Source organism: Flagellimonas pelagia, assembly GCF_003584135.1.
Lineage (GTDB): Bacteria > Bacteroidota > Bacteroidia > Flavobacteriales > Flavobacteriaceae > Flagellimonas > Flagellimonas pelagia.
The window spans coordinates 25,049-44,221 of record NZ_QXFI01000008.1 but is presented as its reverse complement, the minus strand read 5'-3'; the positions used below and the strand labels follow the sequence as shown (position 1 = coordinate 44,221).

Genomic DNA, 19,173 nt, shown 5'->3' with positions numbered 1-19,173 from the left:
TCCATGAATCCATGGGGCTTTTTTATTTGGAAAATCATTTGTTTTACTCCATGGTTGAAGACAGTATACCATAAAATGCCTTGATTCCATAGGCCAACTGCCCAATCTTTACATTTTCGTTGGGGCTATGCTGGTTATTGTCCGGATTTACCACAGGAACAATAAAGGCTGGAATCTTCAACTCGTTGATGAAAGGGGCAATGGGAACCGTGCCGCCCATGGTTCGAATTTGGATCACGTCCTTGCCAAAAGTATTTTTCATGGTTGCTGTCAAAAACTGACCATAGGGGTTGTCCAAGTTGGTACGGAACGCATCAGTAACGCTGCCTTCTTTTACAGTGACTATTTTATCGTACTGCATACGTTCTTCTTTGGAGGGTTCGTGGTCCAATACTTTAAAACCTTGTTTGGCAATATGGTCCTTCACCAAATTTTTGAGCCGGGTTCCATCACTTTCAACCACTAATCGGAGGTCCAACTCGGCCGTGGCACTTTCCGGTATAATGGTCCGAGCCTTGTCCCCAATCCAGGCAGAGCCCAATCCCCTAATGTTCAAAGACGGATATTGAAGCGCTTCTTGATAAAAACTGCCCACTTTTTCAGGGGTTTTGAATTGGAGTCTTTCAACAATTTCGGCATCACTGTCCGGTACACTTTTCAAAATCTCCCTAGTTGCATCGTCAATGGTGATTCCATCATAATACCCTGGGATAAGAACTCTTCCTTCCGCATCTTTCATGCTGGCCAACAATTGGGACAATTGAAAACCAGGGTTGGGAGCATAATTGCCATAATGGCCACTATGTTGGGGTTTGATCGGGCCATAGGTTGTCAAGCTTAGGGATGTGATTCCCCTACAACCATATACTACGGTGGGCTCGCCAGAAGAATGAACCGGACCATCCACGATGATCAAAAAATCGGCTTCCAACAACTCCCGATACTGTTTAACTGCCTTAGGAAGTGGTTTGCTACTTTTTTCCTCTTCGCTGTCTAAAATGACCTTTACATTGAACGGTATCTCCTTGCCATCTTGCTTTAAAAGGTCGATGGTGTTCAACAGCATCACAATGGGTGATTTATCATCGGAAGTGGAACGACCGAAAAGTCGCCAATCATAGTTGATGTCGTCATTCAATTCATCAAATGAGACGGTTTTGAAACCATCACCCTCGGGAACTTTCAGTACCATTTGATAAGGACTAGGTTGATCCCATTTACTTGGATCTACCGATTGGCCATCCAAATGCATATAGATTAAGACCGTGGGTTTGTCATTGTTCATGGGCAAAGCCGCAAAGAACAAAGGCAGTCCCTCGGTATCCAAAACAGCGGTGTTGAATCCGCGTTCCCCAAACTTTCGTTTCAACCACATGATATTTCTGTCGATATCATCAGGGTTCAAGGCATCGTTGGGGATGGCTATGAATTCCTGAAGTTCGTTGATGGCATCGGCCACTTGGGATTTTACAGCAACATCATCTTGGGCAAAAAGGGAAAATGAAAGTATAAGGGAAAGGAATGAAACGGTTTTTTTCATGGGACAAAATAGGGTTCATTTTAAAACCTGAAATTTAACGAATTTGACCCACAAAACCACCGATTCCGTCCACCCCATTTTGTGTTAAATATTTGATGAAAGCCGAACCAATGATGGCTCCCTTCGTATGTGCTGTTGCTTGCTGAAAGGTCTGTGCATTGCTGATCCCGAACCCAACAATTTGTGGATTTTTCAAATTCATGGCCGCAATGCGTTCAAAATAAACGGATTGCTCTGGCCCGAAACCTTCTTTGGTCCCTGTGGTACTAGCGGAACTTACCATGTAGACGAATCCTTCCGAAGCATCATCAATGGCCCTGATCCGGGCATCACTGGTCTGTGGAGTGATTAAGAACACATTGATCAAACCATGTTTTTTGAATAGGGTTTCGTACTCTTTTTGATACACATCAAGGGGCAGATCAGGAAGAATAAGCCCGTCGATTCCGATTTCTTCGCATTTTTGGCAGAATGCCTCCACTCCGTATTGTAGCACCGGATTGAAATAGCCCATTAAAATCAATGGAATGGAAACCGTTTTACGGATATCCTTCAATTGCTCGAAGAGTAAGGTTGTGGTCATCCCATTCTTTAAGGCGGCTGTGGAACTTGCCTGGATGGTGGGGCCATCGGCCAAGGGGTCGCTGAAGGGCAAACCGATTTCGATGAGGTCCACACCGTTTTGTTCCAAATCTTGGATGATTTTAACCGTATCGTTCAAAGTGGGATAACCCGCTGTAAAATATATGGAGAGGATTTTTTTGTCCTCCTGCAGTTTTTGTTTGATTCTGTTCATATTAAAAATTCATTTTGTCATTCTTCATTAGAAGTGAAACATTGTTTTCTCTATGGATTCCTGTTTTCACAGGAATGACATTTTAGTTTTGATTTTTGTCATTCTACATTTGATGCGGAATCCAGCTTCAACTTTATTTAAAGATTCTAGCTTTCGCGGGAATGATTTTTTACTTATTTTGTCATTCCGCACTTGATGCGGAATCCATCAATCATTCCATTCAATTGATAAATCCAACCACTTTGGATTTCCTTTTTCAATCAGTTCAATCTTCCAAAGTCTTTTCCATTTTTGAGTTGTTTTTCCCTCGAAATGGCATCATTCACATTATGGCGCATTTCCAAATAGACCAAAACATCAAGCCCATATTTTTTTGTAAACCCATCAATGGAACCTTGTTTATGTTCTAAGACCCTTCGTTGAATATCATTGGTCATACCTATGTACAAAATCCCATCGGGTTTGTTGCTCAAAATGTAGACATAATATTGATGAACGTTCTTTATCATTTTTTGGATTCCTGCTTTCGCAGGAATGACACCTACCTATAATTTAAAATAATCAATATAATTCTGTAAATCTTTGTCTCCGCGACCGGAAAGGTTCACTACCACCACATCGTCCTCGGCAAATTTTCGATCCTTAAAAATGGCCAAGGCATGAGAGGACTCGATGGCAGGAATGATCCCTTCCAATTTACAAAGGTTCAGACCTGCTTTCATGGCCTCATCATCGGTGATGGAAATAAATTCCCCTCTACCCGAAGTGTACAAATGCGCATGTAAGGGTCCCACGCCAGGATAATCCAATCCTGCGGAAATGGAGTAGGGTTCCGTGATCTGCCCATCCGGGGTTTGCATCAACAAGGTTTTGCTCCCGTGGATGATCCCTATCTTTCCCAACGCAGAAGTAGCGGCACTTTCCCCGGAATGAATGCCTTTTCCTGCCGCTTCCACAGCAATAATGCCTACTTCGGGAGTATCCAAGAAATGATAGAATGCCCCGGCAGCGTTGCTACCCCCACCGACACAGGCCACTACAAAATCTGGGTTTTCACGACCTTCTTTTTCCAACAATTGGGATTTGATTTCTTCAGAAATGACCGACTGGAACCGGGCTACCATGTCCGGATAGGGGTGTGGCCCTACGACCGAACCGATAATGTAATGCGTGTCCACAGGATTGTTGATCCAATCTCGGATGGCCTCGTTGGTGGCATCCTTCAAGGTTTTACTGCCTGAAGTGGCTGGTCGTACCTCTGCCCCTAACATTTTCATTCGCGCCACATTGGGTGCTTGGCGGGCAATATCGATCTCGCCCATGTACACCACGCACTCAATCCCCATCAGGGCGCAAACCGTTGCCGTAGCCACACCATGTTGACCCGCACCGGTTTCAGCAATGATGCGGTGCTTGCCCAACCTTTTGGCCATCAAAATCTGTCCGATCGTATTGTTGACCTTATGTGCACCGGTATGGCAAAGGTCTTCCCGTTTCAGGTAAATCTTGGTGTTATATTTTTTGGATAGGCGTTCTGCAAAATATAGGGGTGTGGGTCGGCCTACATAATCCTTCAACAATTGATGGAATTCTTCCTGAAAGGAAGGTTCTGCCATAATCTGCAGGTAATTCTGCCGAAGCTCCTCACAATTGGGATACAGCATTTCGGGGATGAAAGCTCCTCCAAATTCCCCGTAATAGCCTCGTTCATCAGCGTGATAGCTCATATCAAGTTACAATTATCAGTTATCAATGTACAGTTGCCATTTTTGGTTCCTGTTTAATCAGTTAAAAATTCGGAAAGCGATTTTTTGAACGCTTTCAATGATGGTATGTCTTTTAGTCCGGGTTCGATTTCGAATTTGCTATTCACATCTATGGCGAAGCAATATTCTGAAGCCGGACCGTTCAAAAATTCCTTTAGTTTATCCAAAGAATCCAATCCGATTCCCCCACTTAGAAAGAAGGGTTTGGTAGATGGATAATGTTTCAAAACGGACCAATCGAAAGTATACCCATTACCGCCTGGCAATTTTCCCTTGGTATCGAAAAGGAAATAATCGCAAACGGATTCATAATCTTTCAAGACCGAAAAATCAAAATCATCTTTAATGGAAAACACTTTGATGACCTCGAGTTGGTCATGCTGAACTTGTTTCAGCATCTCACTCGTATGAGACCCCGAAACAAGTTCGGGGTGACGCAATTCTTCACAATACTCAACACTTTCCGTACCATGAAGTTGCACGGCATCCAATCCGTATTGGCTCACTTTTTCCAAGACCACTTCCAATGGAGCATCCACAAATACGCCTACTTTTTTGATGGATTGCGGCAATTGCGGCATTGCTCCCTCAAAATAGCGTGAGGAAGGTTCCCAGAAAATAAAACCCATATAATCGGGGTGCAGTTGTGCCACCTCGAAAGGGTTTTGATTCATGCCGCAGATCTTTAGTTTCATATTCCTTGTTTTGTCAGGTCGAGTGTTTTGAAACTTGGTTTCAAAATGTATCGAGACGTTGAGCTTCTCGATACAATTTACCTTTGGTAAACCACTCGAAGTGACACTATTTATTTAATTCATCAATAAATTCTTTGGCACTGGCACCAGGATCATCCGTCTTCATGAAATTCTCACCAATCAAAAATCCTTGGTACCCAAATCCCTTTAACTCCTGAATGGCCCCAATGGTACTGATGCCACTTTCGGATACTTTTACAAAGTCTTCCGGAATCTGTTCCGACAGGGTTTTGCTGGTATCCAAACTCACCTCGAAGGTTTTCAGGTTTCTGTTGTTTACCCCCAACATATCCAGACTGGGCATGATGGATTTTTGAAGTTCTTCTTCGTTGTGGACTTCCAACAACACATCCAATCCCAAACTTTTGGCCAATTCCGAAAGTGTTTTGATTTCCTCACGGGACAAAATGGCCGCAATCAACAAAATAACATCGGCCCCGTAGGCCTTGGCTTCAACGATCTGATATTCATCTATGATGAACTCTTTTCGCAACAGCGGAATGTTCACGGATGCCCTTGCTAAGACCAGGTCATCCAACGAACCACCAAAATACTTTCCATCCGTTAAAACAGAGATGCCACAAACGCCAGCGTCGGCATAGCCCTTGGCTACATCCTGCACGTTCAAATTTTGGTTGATGACCGATTTGGACGGGGAACGTCTCTTGTGTTCGGCAATGATGCCCGTATTGCTTTTTCGAAGGACTGCCGCCAAGGAAACCGAGGTACGTTCCATCATCACTGAAGCTTCCAATTGGGGAAGGGTAATCAAGGATTTTTTCAAATCGACTTCTTTGCGTTTGTCGGCTACTATTTTGTCTAGTATGTTCATTCTGTATTTTTGTCATTCCGCACACAATGCGGATTCTATTATCGGTTTATGGATTCCTGCTTTTCGCAGGAATGACAGCAAACCGGATTCATATTTTATGTCATCCCGCACTTGATGCGGGATTTACTAAGAATACCAATCACTGGCTAAATCATTCCAATCTGAATTATCTTTTTCTACCAAATCAATTTTCCATTGTCTTTTCCATTTCTTCAATTGTTTCTCTCTGCGAATAGCATCATTCACATTTTGATGAACCTCAAAATAAATTAATGTTTTGAGTCCATACTTTTTTGCGAACCCTTCAACGCTACCCTTTTTATGTTCTAGAATTCTACGTTCTAAATTGTTTGTCATCCCAATATATAATGTGCCATTTGGCATATTGGTTAAGATGTAAACATAATATTGATGAACATTTTTAATCATTTATTTTATGGATTCCTGCCTTCGCAGGAATGACATTCAAATTGGTTTTATTTTGGGTGTCATTCCGCACTTGATGCGGAATCTATTATCGGTTTATGGATTCCTGCTTTCGCAGGAATGACAACTTGTAAATTTTAGTTTTCACTCAATTTTTGCAATTTTTTCAAGGCTTCCAATCCTTTTCCACTCAAAAGGGATTCCTTGGCCTTTTCAAAACCTGCTTTTGGGGTAATGCCCTTAACGGTGGCAATGGCCACCCCGGCATTGGCACAGACCACATTGTTCTGGGCCTCGGTGCCCCTTCCTTGCAACACATTCATAAAGATTTGGGCCGATTCGGAAATGTCATCTCCACCGGTAATCTCTTCTTGGGTAACTTTTTCCACCCCAAAATCTGCCGGTGTCAACATGGCTTCGGAGTTGTTGGAAATGGTTTTGGTATCACCGGTCAAGGAGATTTCATCATAACCGTCCAACGCATTCAAAATGGTAAATTTTTTATCGGTGTTCTGATAGAGATATCCGTACATCCGTGCCAGTTCCAAATTGTACACCCCTACCATTTGGTTCTTCGGAAAAGCGGGGTTTACCATCGGTCCCAACATATTGAAAAAGGTCTTTACGGCCAGTTCCCTTCGGATGGGTCCCACATTTTTCATGGCAGGGTGGAAGAGAGGAGCGTGCAGCACACAAATACCTGCTTCTTCAATGGACCGCTTTAAAAAATCGTGGTCGTTACTGAACTTAATGCCCAAAAATTCCATCACATTGCTACTGCCACATTTGGAGGAAACCCCATAGTTGCCATGTTTGGTCACTGGAATTCCGGCTCCGGCCGTTACAAAGGAGGCCAAGGTGGAAATGTTGAAAGTGTCCTTGCCATCACCCCCGGTTCCACAAAGGTCGATGGGGTCGTAATCGGATAGGTCCACTGCCAGACAAAGGTCCAAAAGGGCATCCCGGAAGCCTTCGAGTTCCTCAATGGTCACACTCCGCATCATATAGACCGTAAGGAATGCGGAAATTTGGGAGGTATTGTAATCGCCCTTGGCAATGTTGACCAATACCTGTTTAGCCTCTTCCTTGGGCAGTATTTCGTGATTGATCAGTTTGTTTAATGTCTCTTTCATTTCAGTATTTTGTCATTCCGCACTTGATGCGGAATCTTTTATTCAATTAGTATGATTTGGCTTCCTGCTTTCCCTTCGACTACGCTCAGGGTACTGCAAGAATGACATATTGCTAGCTATCCAGCCAATTTTTAAGCATTTGTTTTCCTTCTGGGGTCAAGACCGACTCAGGGTGAAACTGTACTGCGGTCACATCATATTCCTTATGCCGAAGTGACATGATCTGTCCGTTTTCATCCACCGAGGTAATTTCCAATACTTCGGGAACCTTGGGATCCACCACCCAGGAATGATATCTTCCCACCTGAAGGTTTTTCGCCATCCCTTTGAAAATGGGGTCATCCATTGTAACCGTGATAGTGGTTGCAACTCCATGATACACCTTGTCCAGGTTCACCAAAGTGCCACCAAAGACCTCGCCAATGGCCTGCAATCCCAAGCAGACGCCAAAAATGCTTTTGGTAGGGGCGTAGGTCTTTATAATATCTTTCAAAAGGCCTGCTTCATCCGGAATCCCTGGCCCGGGAGACAAAACAATATACTGGAAGGGTTCCACTTCATCCAAAGTGAGCTGGTCGTTCCGTTTTACGGTGACCTCACAATCCAAATCCTCAAGATAGTGCACCAAATTGTAGGTGAAGCTATCGTAATTGTCAATCATTAAAATCTTCCTTCCCATGGTTAGATCGTTTCGGCAATTTCAAGGGCTTTGTTCAAAGCGCCCAATTTGTTATAGGTTTCCTGTAGTTCATCTTCGGCGTTGGATGCGGCCACCAATCCAGCTCCTGCCTGGTAATGCAGTTCGTGGTTTTTGCTCAAGAAGGTTCGGATCATGATGGCATGGTTAAAGTTGCCTTCAAAATCCATAAACCCGATGGCACCTCCATAATAGGAACGGCTGGTTTTTTCATATTTTTCAATGAGTTGCATGGCCATGTGCTTGGGAGCACCGCTCAAAGTTCCTGCCGGGAAAGTATCGGCCACCACTTTCATGGTGCTGATATCCTTCTTTTTTTGCCCGGTTACTTTGGAAACCAAATGGATCACATGGGAAAAATACTGCACCTCGCGATAGGTTTCCACATTTACGGTGTTGCCATTTCTGCTGAGGTCGTTTCGTGCCAGATCTACCAACATCACATGCTCGCTATTTTCCTTGTCGTCTTGGGCCAGTTTTTTGGCAAGTTCGGCATCCTTTTCATCATTCCCGGTACGTTTGTAGGTGCCGGCAATGGGATGGATCTCTGCCTTGCCTTCTTTCACTATCAATTGTGCCTCGGGCGAGCTTCCAAAAATCTTGAAGTTGCCGTAATCAAAATAGAATAGATAAGGGGAGGGGTTAATGGAACGTAGGGCACGGTACACATTAAACTCGTCTCCCTTGAACTTTTGGGTGAACCTTCGGGAAAGTACCAATTGGAATACATCTCCACGTTGGCAGTGTTTTTTGGCAAGTTCCACATGTTCCTTGTATTCCTCATCCTTTAAATTGGATTTTGGCTCTCCTTCCTTGTTAAAATTGTATGATGCAAAAGTGCGTACATTGAAAAGTTGCTCGATTTCGTCCACATTACTTTCCGAATCATAGCAGTGGGCGAACAGATAGGCCTCGTTCTTAAAATGGTTGATGGCAATGATGTTCTGGTATACTGCGTAATAGATATCGGGTATGCTGACGGAATCGTCCTTTTTTGAAATCTCTACATCCTCAAAATAACGGACGGCATCATACGCCATGTAACCAAAAAGACCATTGTAGATGAACTTGAAACCGTTTTGGGTCACTGAGAACTGTTTGGCAAAGTTGTGTATGACTTCGGTTACATCCGTTTTAGGGTCAATCACAGTTTCTACCTTTTTACCATCGGGAAATTGTTGGGTGATGGTCTCGTTCTCCACCTTGATATAGGCAATGGGATTGCAACAGATATACGAAAAACTGTTGTCATTGGCGTGGTAGTCGCTACTTTCCAGCAAAATGCTGTTCGGGAACTTGTCCCTGACCTTAAGGTAGACACTTACCGGGGTAATGGTGTCTGCCAAGATTTTTTTGTAATGTGTTTTTAAAGAATATATCATTTTCATTTCTATTTCCACGGAGGTGGAAAGTTTTTTGGTTAATCGAAGAAATAGGTTAAATCTTCCCAATTTGGATTGAAATCATTTATTAGGTTGATTTTCCAATCTCTATTCCATTTTTTTAATTGTTTCTCTCTTCTGATTGCAGGCATTGGAAATTTAAATTTTTCATAGTAGACCAATATTTTTAGATTATATCTACTTGCAAATTTGCTTCCAACACCATGCTTATGCCTATACATTCTCTTTTTCAAATCGTTGGTATAGCCTATATAAATGGTTCCCATTTGTTTGTTCGATATGATATAGACATAAAAAATCATTTTCAACTTTTAAGATTTCCGCCTTCGCGGAAATAAGAACAAAAGTTCTTAAAAAGAAAAAGGCCTGTCGTGATGACAAGCCTCTTGTATAGTTATAATGGGGACTTAGCTCACGACGTTTGACGTAAGTTGTTCCACCACCAGTTATTTGCTACTCTAGTATTCATTGCTTCAAATATAGGGAGGAATTTTTAACGGACAAACATTGTTTTGTTTAAAATTAAAAATCCCGCCCAAGATTATCTCGAACGGGATTTTCACACACTAAACATGGGCTGACTACATCTGCAGGTCAACTACCAAATCAAATTCGTCATAGATCAATTTGTCCTTGGCGGTACCGATGATTCCTGAACCGTATTTTACATTGTATTTGGTCCTGTCCACTTTCATAGTGGCGGTAGCCTTATCGCCATAAACCGATACGTCAAAAGTTACGGGCTCTGTAGTTCCTTTAATAGTAAGGTCACCGGTAACGGAATAGGAATTTTTGCCGGTAGCTTTCACTTTAGTAAAAACCAATTTGGCGGTGGGGTGATTGTCAGTGCCAAAAAAGTCATCAGACTTCAAGTGACCGTCCAATTTTCCTTTGTAGTCACCTTCCAAATCGGTGGTGTTGATACTGGTCATATCCACTACGAATTCGCCGCCTACCAATTTTTCTCCATCAAACTCAAGGGCTCCGGATTTAAGGGCAATGGTTCCAGTGTGTGAACCGCCCACTTTATAACCCTTCCAGGTAACATTACTTTCAGAAGTCTTCACTTCCTTGGTTTCTTTTTTGATCGGATTCGCAACGGCAGCGGCTCCAAATAAAGTAATCAATGCGAGGCTTAAAATTATCTTTTTCATACTGTTGTTTATAATCTGTTTTAAAAGGTTTAATGTTTATATATGGGTAAATAGGGTTTCTTTTGATTTTCTCACTTTGGCCCAATGCTGGGTATCGTCCTCTTCCGATCTATAGCCAATGGGAAGCACCACCGCAGCATTCAGGTTCTTTTCGGTAAGACCCAAAATTTCATTGTACTTGTCCGATTCAAAACCTTCCATGGGACAAGTATCTATCTTCAGTTCAGCGGCAGCTTGCATCATATTGCTGAAAGCAATGTAAGCTTGCTTGGTGGTCCAAGTGCTCTTGGTCTCCACGGGTAGATCCAACAATTTTGATTTCATAAAATCCGAGTATCCTTTCAAGCCTTCCATGGGTATGTTTCGGGTTTCGCCAACATTGGTTAGGAAATCGTCCACCAACTCCTCTCCAAAATCGGTTGCATTAGCAAAAACAATGACGTGAGAGGCGTCTGCGATCTGCGACTGGTTCCATGAGGCAGGCTTTAATTTTTCTTTGGTCTCCTGATCGGAAATCACAAAAATGTGATAGGGTTGCAATCCATAGGAAGACGCACTTAAACGAGTGGCTTCCAACAAGGTTTCAAGGTCTTGTTCCGATACCTTTTTGGAAGGATCGAACTTTTTGGTGGCATAGCGCCAGGTTCTATGTTCTAAAACGGTGTTCATGTTATTTAAAATTTATCCAATAGGGTGTTTAATTGTTCTAGTTCTTCTTTGGTAAAATGTTGTACTATGATGCTTTCGGCCTCGGCAACGGCTTTGTCCATTTGAGATAATGCTTCCGTGCCTTTCTCGGTGATCAAGATTTCTACTTTGCGTCTATTCGACGGGCACACATTCCTGATTACATAACCTTTGGCCAAAAGTTTGTCCACCAAACGGGTGGTATTGCTCATTTTGGTGACCATGCGATCATTTAGGGTCGAAAGGTTCGCAGGTTTACCCTGTTGTCCCCTAAGAATGCGAAGCACATTAAACTGTTGAAGGGAAACATCAAACGGTTTTAATGCATTGCTCGCCAACTCATTGAGTTTGTTGTGCACCAAGGTCAAATGAATCAGTGTCCTGGTTTCCAAGGGCATTTTCTTTGATGTCTTTATAATTTCCTCAACATTCATGTATAAACAATATTTGTATATACAAATGTATATCGATTTTTTGATTCCATCCTTATATTTGACAGATAAAATTTTGTTAAAAGGAATTAGTGGGATGGTTCATTAACTAATTTTATAAATGTAAATAACAGTAAATGAATAGGTTATTGATTTTGTTTTTGATGGTTTTCCTTCTATTGGGTTGTGGTGATGGTAAGAAGCCGAAAGATGTGACTGACGACCAAGAAGTTGCCGTGGAATCTCAAAAGGAAGAAAAGGTTGCCTTTCCCATCTATGATTTTGAAGGATTGGAACCTTTACTCCACAAAGAAGACGATCAAACCTACATTGTAAACTTTTGGGCCACTTGGTGTAAACCCTGTTTGGAGGAACTACCTTATTTTGAGCAGGTAGGGGCGGAGCAAAAAGATAATAACATCAAAGTAATACTCGTAAACCTTGATATGCCGCATATGTGGAAGTCAAGATTGGAACCTTATGTGAAAAATAAGGGCATACAATCGGAAGTCGTAATCTTGGACGATCCCAAGCAAAATGAGTGGATTCCCAAAGTGGACAAAGAGTGGGGAGGGGGCATTCCCGCTACCTTAATATATAACAAGGAGAAACACAGTTTTTTTGAACATGGGTTCACCTATGAAGAATTGAACGCTGCCTTGAAAGATTTTGTCCAAAAACCAGACTCCAAGTTGTAATGGATTTTGTTTATGGCTTCTGAGTAAGAGGTTGTTTAAAATAATGTTAGTGTAAATCCGGAGTAACGCTCCGGATTTTTATTTTTGCAGAACATAAAACAATAAAATGGCAAATTTATCACAAGAAGAATGGGCGGAACAATTGGAAAATGATGACAACGCCTTCATTTTGGATGTACGCACCCCGTTGGAAATGGAAGAAGGTTATATTCCAGGCGCCGTGAACATCGATATTTATTTGGGACAGGAGTTTTTGATCGAACTTGAAAAGTTGGACAAGTCCAAAAACTATTATGTGTACTGCCGATCGGGCAACCGCAGTGGACAGGCCTGTGCCATTATGAACAGTATGGGAATTGAAAATGCATATAACTTAGAAGGTGGCTTTATGAACTGGGATGGCGATAGAGTAGAGTAGGCCCCCACATTTACCCCAAATCGATGCGAGAGGATCTACTTCATTTTATTTGGAGGCATAACAAGCTTCCAACTAATCAGCTATGTACTACGGATGATGAACCGGTTTTGGTTAAATCCATAGGAATACAGAACCGTCACGCCGGACCGGATTTTTTCAATGCCAGCGTTACCATCGATGGGCAATTGTGGGCCGGGAATGTGGAAATGCACCTCAAATCTTCGGATTGGTATGCACACCATCACGAAATAGACAAAAATTACGACAACGTCATCCTCCATGTAGTTTGGGAAGATGACGTTGTTGTTTTTAGGAAGGATGGTTCCAAGATTCCTACCCTTGAAATGCGAAATTTTATTCCTTCAGAGTTGCTTTTGAAATATAAGGCGCTCATGGAGAATTCCCGATCGGGCTTCATCAACTGTGAAAAGGATTTTGGGGAGATGGATCCTTTTTTGCTCGAAAGTTGGATGCATCGATTGTACATTGAAAGGTTAGAGCATAAATCCGAGCTCATTTTCGACCTGCTCAACAAAACCAAAAACGACTGGGAAGCGGTCCTCTTCATCTTGTTGGCCAAGAATTTTGGCTCCAAGGTAAACGGTCCGTTCTTTTTGGATAGGGCTTTGGAGTTGGATTTTGCCCTCATCCGGAAAACGAGCTATGATACCCATCAATTGGAAAGTTTGTTATTTGGCCACTTTGGCCTTTTGAACGAGCAGGATTGTACCGATGCCCATTATCTCCAGCTCCAAAAGGAATATGGATACCTCGCCAATAAGTTTGGTCTGTCTGAAACGATAGCCAAACCGGAATTCTTTGGGTTAAGGCCAGCGAATTTTCCGACCATAAGACTATCGCAATTGGCCCATCTATATAATGGTCAACCCCAACTGTTCTCTATTTTGATAGGTTCTTCTGGGTTGAAAGAGGTTTATGATGTTTTCCAAGTGGGTACCAGCCCATATTGGGACAACCATTTTACCTTCGGTAAAGTTTCCAGGAAAAGTGGCAAGAAGCTTTCCCATAAATTTATAGATCTACTGGTGGTGAACACTTTGATTCCATTGAGGTTTTGCCATGCGAGGCATCTGGGTCATGAAGTGGATGAAGAATTGATCGCCCTGCTATCTGAGGTAACAAAAGAGGAAAATTCTATCATTGCCCACTTTGATGGGTTGGGGCCCAAAACCAAGAATGCTTTTGAGAGCCAGGCCAAATTGGAACTGTACAACAACTATTGCTCAAAAAATAAATGCCTTCAATGTGTGGTGGGCACACATTTATTGAATAGAAATACATAATTTTAGGGATGTCTTTATTCTATAATACCCTTTATTACTTTCAAAAGAGGGGCTTTGAGGTTTGTAGGCGTATTGCCGAACGATTGGGGATACGTGCCCGGGTGGTGCGTACCAGTTTTATTTACCTGACGTTTGTGACCTTGGGCTTTGGATTTGCCCTATACCTCTTCATGGCCTTTTGGCTTAGGATAAAAGATTTGATCTATACCAAGAGAACTTCCGTATTTGACCTTTGATTATGATAAGACTGATGCGCTCCAAAATAGTATTGGCCCTTTCGTTGATGGTCTTCGTCCTATTGATCGGGGTGCTGGGGTATAAGTTCTTTTCGGGTTTTACATGGATCGAGGCCATCTACATGACCATCATTACGGTGACCACGGTAGGTTTTTCCGAAGTCAGGCCTTTGGATGCCGACGCAAAGATTTTTACCGTATTTTTAATCGTGACCAGTGTCTTTATTTTCGGTTTCGCCATTTCGGTGGTGTCGGAATATATTTTGGCCAGAAATTCACTTGAACAGTTAAAAAAGAAAAAAGTGCAGAAACAAATCGATGGACTCTCCAACCATGTGGTCGTATGCGGATATGGGAGGAACGGGATGCAGGCAGCGGAAAAGTTGATGGCCTATAGGAAACCCTTTGTCGTCATTGAAAAGGACAAGGAAATTATTGAACGCCATGGGGAAGAAGTGTTGTTTGTGGAGGGTGATGCCAATGAAGATGAGATCCTTATGCAGGCGGGCATCGATAGGGCCCAATATTTGATCACCGCGGTCCCTGATGATGCCGCTAACCTTTTTGTGGTGTTGTCGGCACGTCAATTGAACAGAAACCTGTTCATCATCAGTAGGGCCTCGCAGATCACTTCTGTTAAAAAACTGCAGTTTGCTGGGGCCAATAAAGTAATCATGCCCGATAAGATCGGCGGGGACCATATGGCATCCCTCGTCGTCATGCCCGACTTGATCACCTTTATGGATCAATTGTCCTTGGAAGGGGAACATACCACCAATTTGGAAGAGGTAGAAATTGAGGATTTTACGAGTCAAGTGGAGTGCAATTCACTTCGCGATCTGGATTTGAGAAGAAAAACGGGCTGTACCATAATAGGGTATATCGATCCCAATGGAAAATATATCATCAACCCCGAGGCAGATCTTGTCCTACAGCCAAAAAGTAAGGTCATTGTTCTGGGTCGGCCCGAACAGATTCGAAAGCTCAACCAAATGTTCCAAATAGGATAGTTTAACAGGTAAGAATTTTTTTCCGTTGAATTTTTTTAGGATATTGGGGCCTTTACAAAAAACTAACATAACCACAACATTATTATGAAGTATAGACTTCTTGCTTTTTGTTCATTTTTTATGCCGTTCCTATCCATGGCCCAGGAGTCAGGTGAAATTGGATTGGATCAAAAAATTGACCTAGCCTTTAAACCGGTTTCAGATTTTTTTAGTAGTGTCATTTTCTTCCCGATCATGGGCACTCCTTTTGTTTTGATTCTTTTGGTGGCTAGTGCCGCCTTTTTTACGGTTTATTTCGGGTTCCCCAACATCAGAATTTTGCTAGGGCCATCAATACCGTTAGGGGTAAATACGAGGATATTGAAAAACACGGTGCCAAGGAATTGTATGGCGAGGGAGGTATAGCCCAAGGAAAAGATTTGACCAATGTAGATATTGACGACCATTTGGATATGGTGCTGGATAGCGAAATGGCTGTTGACGGCGATATCGTGGATACTATCAGGGATGAAAGCTCCGATGGGGAGGTTAGTCACTTTCAAGCATTGGCTACTGCAGTTTCCGGTACTGTTGGTAACGGGAACATTGCGGGTGTGGCATTGGCCATTGCCTTAGGAGGACCTGGTGCCACCTTCTGGATGGTGATCTGTGGTTTTTTAGGTATGTCTACCAAATTTGTGGAATGTACACTTGGCGTCCAATATAGGGATGTTGGTGAAGATGGTACCGTTTACGGTGGTCCAATGTACTACCTGAGCAAAGGTCTCAAGAAAAAAGGATATGCCAAATTGGGTAAGATAGCTGCTGCTATTTTTGCCATATTTTGTATTGGAGGTTCATTCGGTGGTGGTAATGCTGCACAATCGAACCAGGCCACTGTTGTTTTGAAGGAACTTTTTAACCTGAACAGTACCGCTGCCGGATTCTGGATTGGCGTTATCTTGGCGTTCCTAGTGGGAATCATCATTATCGGTGGTATTAAAAGGATTGCCCAAGTAACAGAGAAGGTGGTGCCTTTTATGGCTTTGATGTACATAATTGCCTGTCTTTACATTATGGGAAGTAACTTTTCCTTGTTGGATGATGCCTTCGGTTTGATTTTCTCGGAAGCATTTAATCCTCGAGCCATAGGTGTTGGTGGAATCATTGGAGTGCTACTTGTTGGTTTCAAAAGAGCTGCATTTTCTAATGAGGCTGGAGCTGGATCTGCATCTATTGCCCACTCTGCGGTAAGGACGAAATATTCTGCCAGTGAAGGCTTGGTGGCCCTATTGGAGCCGTTTATCGATACCGTATTGATCTGTACCATGACTGCCTTGGTGATCATCATTTTTAATTTTGGTGGTTTCTTTGAATATGGAGGTGATGGTTCCGGAGCCGTATTTATTGATGGTATGCCTTACGAAGGTTCTGGTATTACATCCAAAGCATTCCATGAGTTTATCCCTTATTCCAATGTTTTCTTGACTGTTGCGGTGGTTTTGTTCGCGGTATCTACCATGATTTCTTGGTCTTATTACGGACTTCAATCGTGGAAGTATTTGTTCGGTAGGGGTAAAAGAGCGGATTTGGTTTACAAATTGTTGTTCTTGACTTTCGTGATCATTGGTGCTGCGGCAAGTATGAAATCCATTTGGGATTTCTCCGATGCCATGATCTTTGCCATGGTATTCCCGAACATGCTGGGGCTCTTCCTACTGTTCCCTGAAGTGAAAAAGCAATTGAAACGCTATTTGGATGCTATCAAATTGAAGACGGAAGCTATTACAGAATAGATTTTTATAGAATATGATAAATAACAAATCCCACTTCAAGTTCAACAAACAAGAACGGAGTGGGATTTTCTTTTTGTTCCTGGTTATCGTTGGGCTGCAAGTGGCATTTTACTTTGTAAAGGCCAAACCAGTTCGTGGGGAGTCCCAATTTTCTTTGGATGAGGTGGCCCAGGCAAAGTTGGATAGTCTCAAATCCACTGCTCACGAGGATAGTTATGTGATATACCCCTTCAACCCCAATTATATCTCCGATGAAAAAGGATATACTTTGGGATTATCCACTGAGGAACTCGATAGGTTGTTTGCGTTTCGAAAAAAAGGACAGTTTGTAAACTCTGTGGAAGCATTTCAAGAAGTAACCCAGATATCCGATTCCTTACTGAAGGCCATTGCTCCCTACTTTAAATTTCCGCAATGGAAGGAATGGGAAACGTCTTCAACCAAAAAGAACGAAAGTAACAATGCCCCTAAAGAAATCTTTACCATAAAGGATTTGAATGTTGCCTCGGCGGAAGATTTGAAAAAGATCAATGGGATCGGTGAAACCTTATCAGCAAGAATTGTAAAGTTTCGGGATAAGTTAGGTGGCTTTCTGGTCAACGAACAACTTTATGATGTATATGGACTGGCGCCGGAAGTTGTGGATAATGTCTTAGGTCAATATAAAGTACTTCAACCTCCAACCATTCAAAAGATACCCATTAATACGGCCACGGTGAACCAATTGGCCCAGTTGGTTTATATTGATTACAGCCTCGCCAAGCAAATTGTTCAATATCGAGAGGAAAATGGCGACTTCGCCTCACTTGACGAATTAACGAACGTTACATCTTTTCCAAAGGAAAGGATTGATAGAATTAAGCTATATTTGGCCCTATAAATAAGAGCGAATGGTTACGGAAACGTTGTCCAAAATGAACTTTGATTATTCGGAGACCCAAAAGATGGTCGCTGAGTCTGCCAGGGATTTTGCCCAGCAGTATATTTTGCCCCATGTAATGGAATGGGACGAGGCCCAGATATTTCCCGTAGAGGTTTTCAAAAAGGCAGGGGAATTTGGTTTTATGGGGGTTTTGGTTCCCGAGGAACTGGGAGGTTCCGGTCTCGGCTATCACGAGTACATTGCCATACTGGAAGAGATTTCCAAAGTGGATCCATCCATAGGTTTGTCGGTTGCGGCACATAATTCCCTTTGCACCAATCATATCCTTTCCTTTGGAAATGAAGAACAACTGCAGCGTTGGATTCCAAAGTTGGCTACCGGTGAATGGATCGGAGCTTGGGGTTTGACCGAACACAATACTGGTTCCGATGCCGGCGGTATGAACACTACTGCGGTTAAGGAAGGAGATTATTGGGTCTTGAACGGTGCCAAGAATTTCATTACCCATGGCAAAAGCGGTGATATAGCCGTGGTGATTGCCAGAACAGGGGAAAAAGGAGATAGTCATGGGATGACGGCTTTTGCCGTTGAAAAAGGGACTTCTGGTTTTACAAGCGGTAAAAAAGAGAACAAATTGGGCATGCGTGCCAGTGAAACGGCGGAAATGATTTTTTCCGACTGTAGGATTCCCGATGCCAACCGATTGGGCGAAGTGGGCGATGGTTTTATCCAGTCCATGAAAGTTTTGGATGGAGGGCGTATTTCCATTGGGGCTCTTTCCTTAGGGATTGCCAAAGGTGCTTATGAAGCGGCCCTTAAATATTCCAAGGAACGTGTGCAGTTTGGCAAGCCTATTTCCGAATTTCAGGGAATATCCTTCAAGCTGGCCGATATGGCCACGGAGATCGAGGCATCCGAGTTGTTACTTCATAAAGCGGCCTTCTTGAAAAACGAGGGAAGACCGGTGACCAAGTTGGGGGCCATGTCCAAAATGTATGCTTCGGAAGTATGTGTAAAAGTAGCCACTGAAGCGGTACAGATCCATGGAGGTTATGGGTACACCAAAGACTTTCCAGTGGAAAAATTCTACCGGGATTCCAAGTTGTGCACCATAGGCGAGGGCACCACGGAAATCCAAAAATTGGTCATATCCAGAAAAATTCTGAAGTAATTTGTTTCGCAACAAATTATTAAATGTATATTTGCGCTCCCAAAATATAAAAGAAAGG

21 protein-coding genes and 1 pseudogene are annotated in these 19,173 nt (G+C 42.7%); 8 read left to right on the top strand and 14 right to left on the bottom strand.

The features are described 5' to 3' along the window. Positions 1-43 precede the first annotated feature (43 nt). The 14 genes from D2V05_RS01140 to D2V05_RS01075 form a co-directional block, all read right to left on the bottom strand. Entirely contained in the window at positions 44-1,540 is a 1,497-nt protein-coding gene (locus D2V05_RS01140) for a M20/M25/M40 family metallo-hydrolase (RefSeq protein WP_119645774.1), read from the bottom strand. 34 nt (positions 1,541-1,574) lie between these two features. Continuing rightward, the gene (trpA, locus tag D2V05_RS01135) at positions 1,575-2,336 is read right to left on the bottom strand and encodes a tryptophan synthase subunit alpha (RefSeq protein ID WP_119645773.1); all 762 of its coding nucleotides are present in this window, start codon (positions 2,334-2,336) and stop codon (positions 1,575-1,577) included. Between the two features lie 260 nt (positions 2,337-2,596). Beyond that, on the bottom strand, positions 2,597-2,845 hold the full coding sequence (locus tag D2V05_RS01130; RefSeq protein WP_313786739.1) for a GIY-YIG nuclease family protein: 249 nt from the start codon (positions 2,843-2,845) through the stop codon (positions 2,597-2,599). A 36-nt stretch (positions 2,846-2,881) separates the two neighbouring features. Next, on the bottom strand, positions 2,882-4,063 hold the full coding sequence (trpB, locus tag D2V05_RS01125) for a tryptophan synthase subunit beta (protein ID WP_119645772.1): 1,182 nt from the start codon (positions 4,061-4,063) through the stop codon (positions 2,882-2,884). Positions 4,064-4,116: 53 nt separating this feature from the next. Then, positions 4,117-4,797: a phosphoribosylanthranilate isomerase gene (locus tag D2V05_RS01120; RefSeq protein ID WP_119645771.1), complete on the bottom strand. Its 681-nt coding sequence runs from the start codon at positions 4,795-4,797 to the stop codon at positions 4,117-4,119. Between the two features lie 106 nt (positions 4,798-4,903). After that, complete coding sequence (gene trpC, locus D2V05_RS01115; RefSeq protein WP_119645770.1) at positions 4,904-5,689, bottom strand: indole-3-glycerol phosphate synthase TrpC; 786 nt, start codon at positions 5,687-5,689, stop codon at positions 4,904-4,906. Positions 5,690-5,815: 126 nt separating this feature from the next. Then, positions 5,816-6,118, bottom strand: coding sequence for a GIY-YIG nuclease family protein (locus D2V05_RS01110; RefSeq protein WP_119645769.1), 303 nt, complete (start codon positions 6,116-6,118; stop codon positions 5,816-5,818). A 134-nt stretch (positions 6,119-6,252) separates the two neighbouring features. After that, a complete protein-coding gene (trpD, locus tag D2V05_RS01105; RefSeq protein ID WP_119645768.1) occupies positions 6,253-7,248 on the bottom strand; it encodes an anthranilate phosphoribosyltransferase in 996 nt (331 codons plus the stop codon). Positions 7,249-7,360: 112 nt separating this feature from the next. Continuing rightward, a complete protein-coding gene (locus tag D2V05_RS01100; RefSeq protein WP_119645767.1) occupies positions 7,361-7,927 on the bottom strand; it encodes an anthranilate synthase component II in 567 nt (188 codons plus the stop codon). A 2-nt stretch (positions 7,928-7,929) separates the two neighbouring features. After that, positions 7,930-9,327 (bottom strand): anthranilate synthase component I family protein, encoded by a 1,398-nt coding sequence (locus tag D2V05_RS01095; protein ID WP_119645880.1) that lies wholly within the window; start codon positions 9,325-9,327, stop codon positions 7,930-7,932. Positions 9,328-9,365: 38 nt separating this feature from the next. Next, positions 9,366-9,650, bottom strand: coding sequence for a GIY-YIG nuclease family protein (locus D2V05_RS01090; protein ID WP_119645766.1), 285 nt, complete (start codon positions 9,648-9,650; stop codon positions 9,366-9,368). Positions 9,651-9,929: 279 nt separating this feature from the next. Next, positions 9,930-10,502 (bottom strand): YceI family protein, encoded by a 573-nt coding sequence (locus D2V05_RS01085; RefSeq protein ID WP_119645765.1) that lies wholly within the window; start codon positions 10,500-10,502, stop codon positions 9,930-9,932. A gap of 36 nt (positions 10,503-10,538) precedes the next feature. Further along, positions 10,539-11,171, bottom strand: a complete 633-nt coding sequence (locus tag D2V05_RS01080; RefSeq protein ID WP_119645764.1) for an NAD(P)H-dependent oxidoreductase — start codon at positions 11,169-11,171, stop codon at positions 10,539-10,541. A gap of 5 nt (positions 11,172-11,176) precedes the next feature. Next, the gene (locus D2V05_RS01075) at positions 11,177-11,623 is read right to left on the bottom strand and encodes a MarR family winged helix-turn-helix transcriptional regulator (protein ID WP_119645763.1); all 447 of its coding nucleotides are present in this window, start codon (positions 11,621-11,623) and stop codon (positions 11,177-11,179) included. 134 nt (positions 11,624-11,757) lie between these two features. Between D2V05_RS01075 and D2V05_RS01070 the strand changes: the two genes are divergently transcribed. The 8 genes and pseudogenes from D2V05_RS01070 to D2V05_RS01035 all read left to right on the top strand — a co-directional run bounded on the left by D2V05_RS01070 (position 11,758) and on the right by D2V05_RS01035 (position 19,115). Continuing rightward, positions 11,758-12,318 carry a TlpA disulfide reductase family protein gene (locus D2V05_RS01070; protein ID WP_119645762.1) on the top strand — a complete coding sequence of 187 codons (561 nt, stop codon included), beginning with the start codon at positions 11,758-11,760 and terminating at the stop codon, positions 12,316-12,318. A 106-nt stretch (positions 12,319-12,424) separates the two neighbouring features. Next, positions 12,425-12,736, top strand: coding sequence for a rhodanese-like domain-containing protein (locus tag D2V05_RS01065; protein WP_119645761.1), 312 nt, complete (start codon positions 12,425-12,427; stop codon positions 12,734-12,736). Positions 12,737-12,759: 23 nt separating this feature from the next. Continuing rightward, the gene (locus tag D2V05_RS01060) at positions 12,760-14,040 is read left to right on the top strand and encodes a DUF2851 family protein (RefSeq protein WP_119645760.1); all 1,281 of its coding nucleotides are present in this window, start codon (positions 12,760-12,762) and stop codon (positions 14,038-14,040) included. Positions 14,041-14,048: 8 nt separating this feature from the next. Next, on the top strand, positions 14,049-14,276 hold the full coding sequence (locus tag D2V05_RS01055; RefSeq protein WP_119642034.1) for a PspC domain-containing protein: 228 nt from the start codon (positions 14,049-14,051) through the stop codon (positions 14,274-14,276). Positions 14,277-14,278: 2 nt separating this feature from the next. Then, the gene (locus D2V05_RS01050) at positions 14,279-15,286 is read left to right on the top strand and encodes a potassium channel family protein (RefSeq protein ID WP_119645759.1); all 1,008 of its coding nucleotides are present in this window, start codon (positions 14,279-14,281) and stop codon (positions 15,284-15,286) included. An 84-nt stretch (positions 15,287-15,370) separates the two neighbouring features. Beyond that, a pseudogene (locus tag D2V05_RS01045) lies at positions 15,371-17,061 on the top strand (alanine/glycine:cation symporter family protein). A 13-nt stretch (positions 17,062-17,074) separates the two neighbouring features. Then, the gene (locus tag D2V05_RS01040; RefSeq protein ID WP_119645758.1) at positions 17,075-17,941 is read left to right on the top strand and encodes a ComEA family DNA-binding protein; all 867 of its coding nucleotides are present in this window, start codon (positions 17,075-17,077) and stop codon (positions 17,939-17,941) included. Between the two features lie 34 nt (positions 17,942-17,975). Continuing rightward, positions 17,976-19,115: an acyl-CoA dehydrogenase family protein gene (locus tag D2V05_RS01035; protein WP_119645879.1), complete on the top strand. Its 1,140-nt coding sequence runs from the start codon at positions 17,976-17,978 to the stop codon at positions 19,113-19,115. Positions 19,116-19,173: the final 58 nt, after the last annotated feature.

Excerpts from the sequence above, each read along its gene's own strand:
- D2V05_RS01035 (WP_119645879.1), top strand. The coding sequence starts at position 17,976 with ATGAACTTTGATTATTCGGAGACCCAAAAGATGGTCGCTGAGTCTGCC.
- D2V05_RS01120 (WP_119645771.1), bottom strand. The coding sequence starts at position 4,797 with ATGAAACTAAAGATCTGCGGCATGAATCAAAACCCTTTCGAGGTGGCA.
- D2V05_RS01040 (WP_119645758.1), top strand. The coding sequence starts at position 17,075 with ATGATAAATAACAAATCCCACTTCAAGTTCAACAAACAAGAACGGAGT.
- trpD (WP_119645768.1), bottom strand. The coding sequence starts at position 7,248 with ATGAAAGAGACATTAAACAAACTGATCAATCACGAAATACTGCCCAAG.
- D2V05_RS01130 (WP_313786739.1), bottom strand. The coding sequence starts at position 2,845 with ATGATAAAGAACGTTCATCAATATTATGTCTACATTTTGAGCAACAAA.
- D2V05_RS01050 (WP_119645759.1), top strand. The coding sequence starts at position 14,279 with ATGATAAGACTGATGCGCTCCAAAATAGTATTGGCCCTTTCGTTGATG.
- D2V05_RS01060 (WP_119645760.1), top strand. The coding sequence starts at position 12,760 with ATGCGAGAGGATCTACTTCATTTTATTTGGAGGCATAACAAGCTTCCA.
- D2V05_RS01055 (WP_119642034.1), top strand. The coding sequence starts at position 14,049 with ATGTCTTTATTCTATAATACCCTTTATTACTTTCAAAAGAGGGGCTTT.
- D2V05_RS01090 (WP_119645766.1), bottom strand. The coding sequence starts at position 9,650 with ATGATTTTTTATGTCTATATCATATCGAACAAACAAATGGGAACCATT.
- D2V05_RS01065 (WP_119645761.1), top strand. The coding sequence starts at position 12,425 with ATGGCAAATTTATCACAAGAAGAATGGGCGGAACAATTGGAAAATGAT.
- D2V05_RS01080 (WP_119645764.1), bottom strand. The coding sequence starts at position 11,171 with ATGAACACCGTTTTAGAACATAGAACCTGGCGCTATGCCACCAAAAAG.
- trpA (WP_119645773.1), bottom strand. The coding sequence starts at position 2,336 with ATGAACAGAATCAAACAAAAACTGCAGGAGGACAAAAAAATCCTCTCC.
- D2V05_RS01140 (WP_119645774.1), bottom strand. The coding sequence starts at position 1,540 with ATGAAAAAAACCGTTTCATTCCTTTCCCTTATACTTTCATTTTCCCTT.
- D2V05_RS01070 (WP_119645762.1), top strand. The coding sequence starts at position 11,758 with ATGAATAGGTTATTGATTTTGTTTTTGATGGTTTTCCTTCTATTGGGT.
- D2V05_RS01100 (WP_119645767.1), bottom strand. The coding sequence starts at position 7,927 with ATGGGAAGGAAGATTTTAATGATTGACAATTACGATAGCTTCACCTAC.
- D2V05_RS01085 (WP_119645765.1), bottom strand. The coding sequence starts at position 10,502 with ATGAAAAAGATAATTTTAAGCCTCGCATTGATTACTTTATTTGGAGCC.
- D2V05_RS01110 (WP_119645769.1), bottom strand. The coding sequence starts at position 6,118 with ATGATTAAAAATGTTCATCAATATTATGTTTACATCTTAACCAATATG.
- D2V05_RS01075 (WP_119645763.1), bottom strand. The coding sequence starts at position 11,623 with ATGAATGTTGAGGAAATTATAAAGACATCAAAGAAAATGCCCTTGGAA.
- trpB (WP_119645772.1), bottom strand. The coding sequence starts at position 4,063 with ATGAGCTATCACGCTGATGAACGAGGCTATTACGGGGAATTTGGAGGA.
- trpC (WP_119645770.1), bottom strand. The coding sequence starts at position 5,689 with ATGAACATACTAGACAAAATAGTAGCCGACAAACGCAAAGAAGTCGAT.
- D2V05_RS01095 (WP_119645880.1), bottom strand. The coding sequence starts at position 9,327 with ATGATATATTCTTTAAAAACACATTACAAAAAAATCTTGGCAGACACC.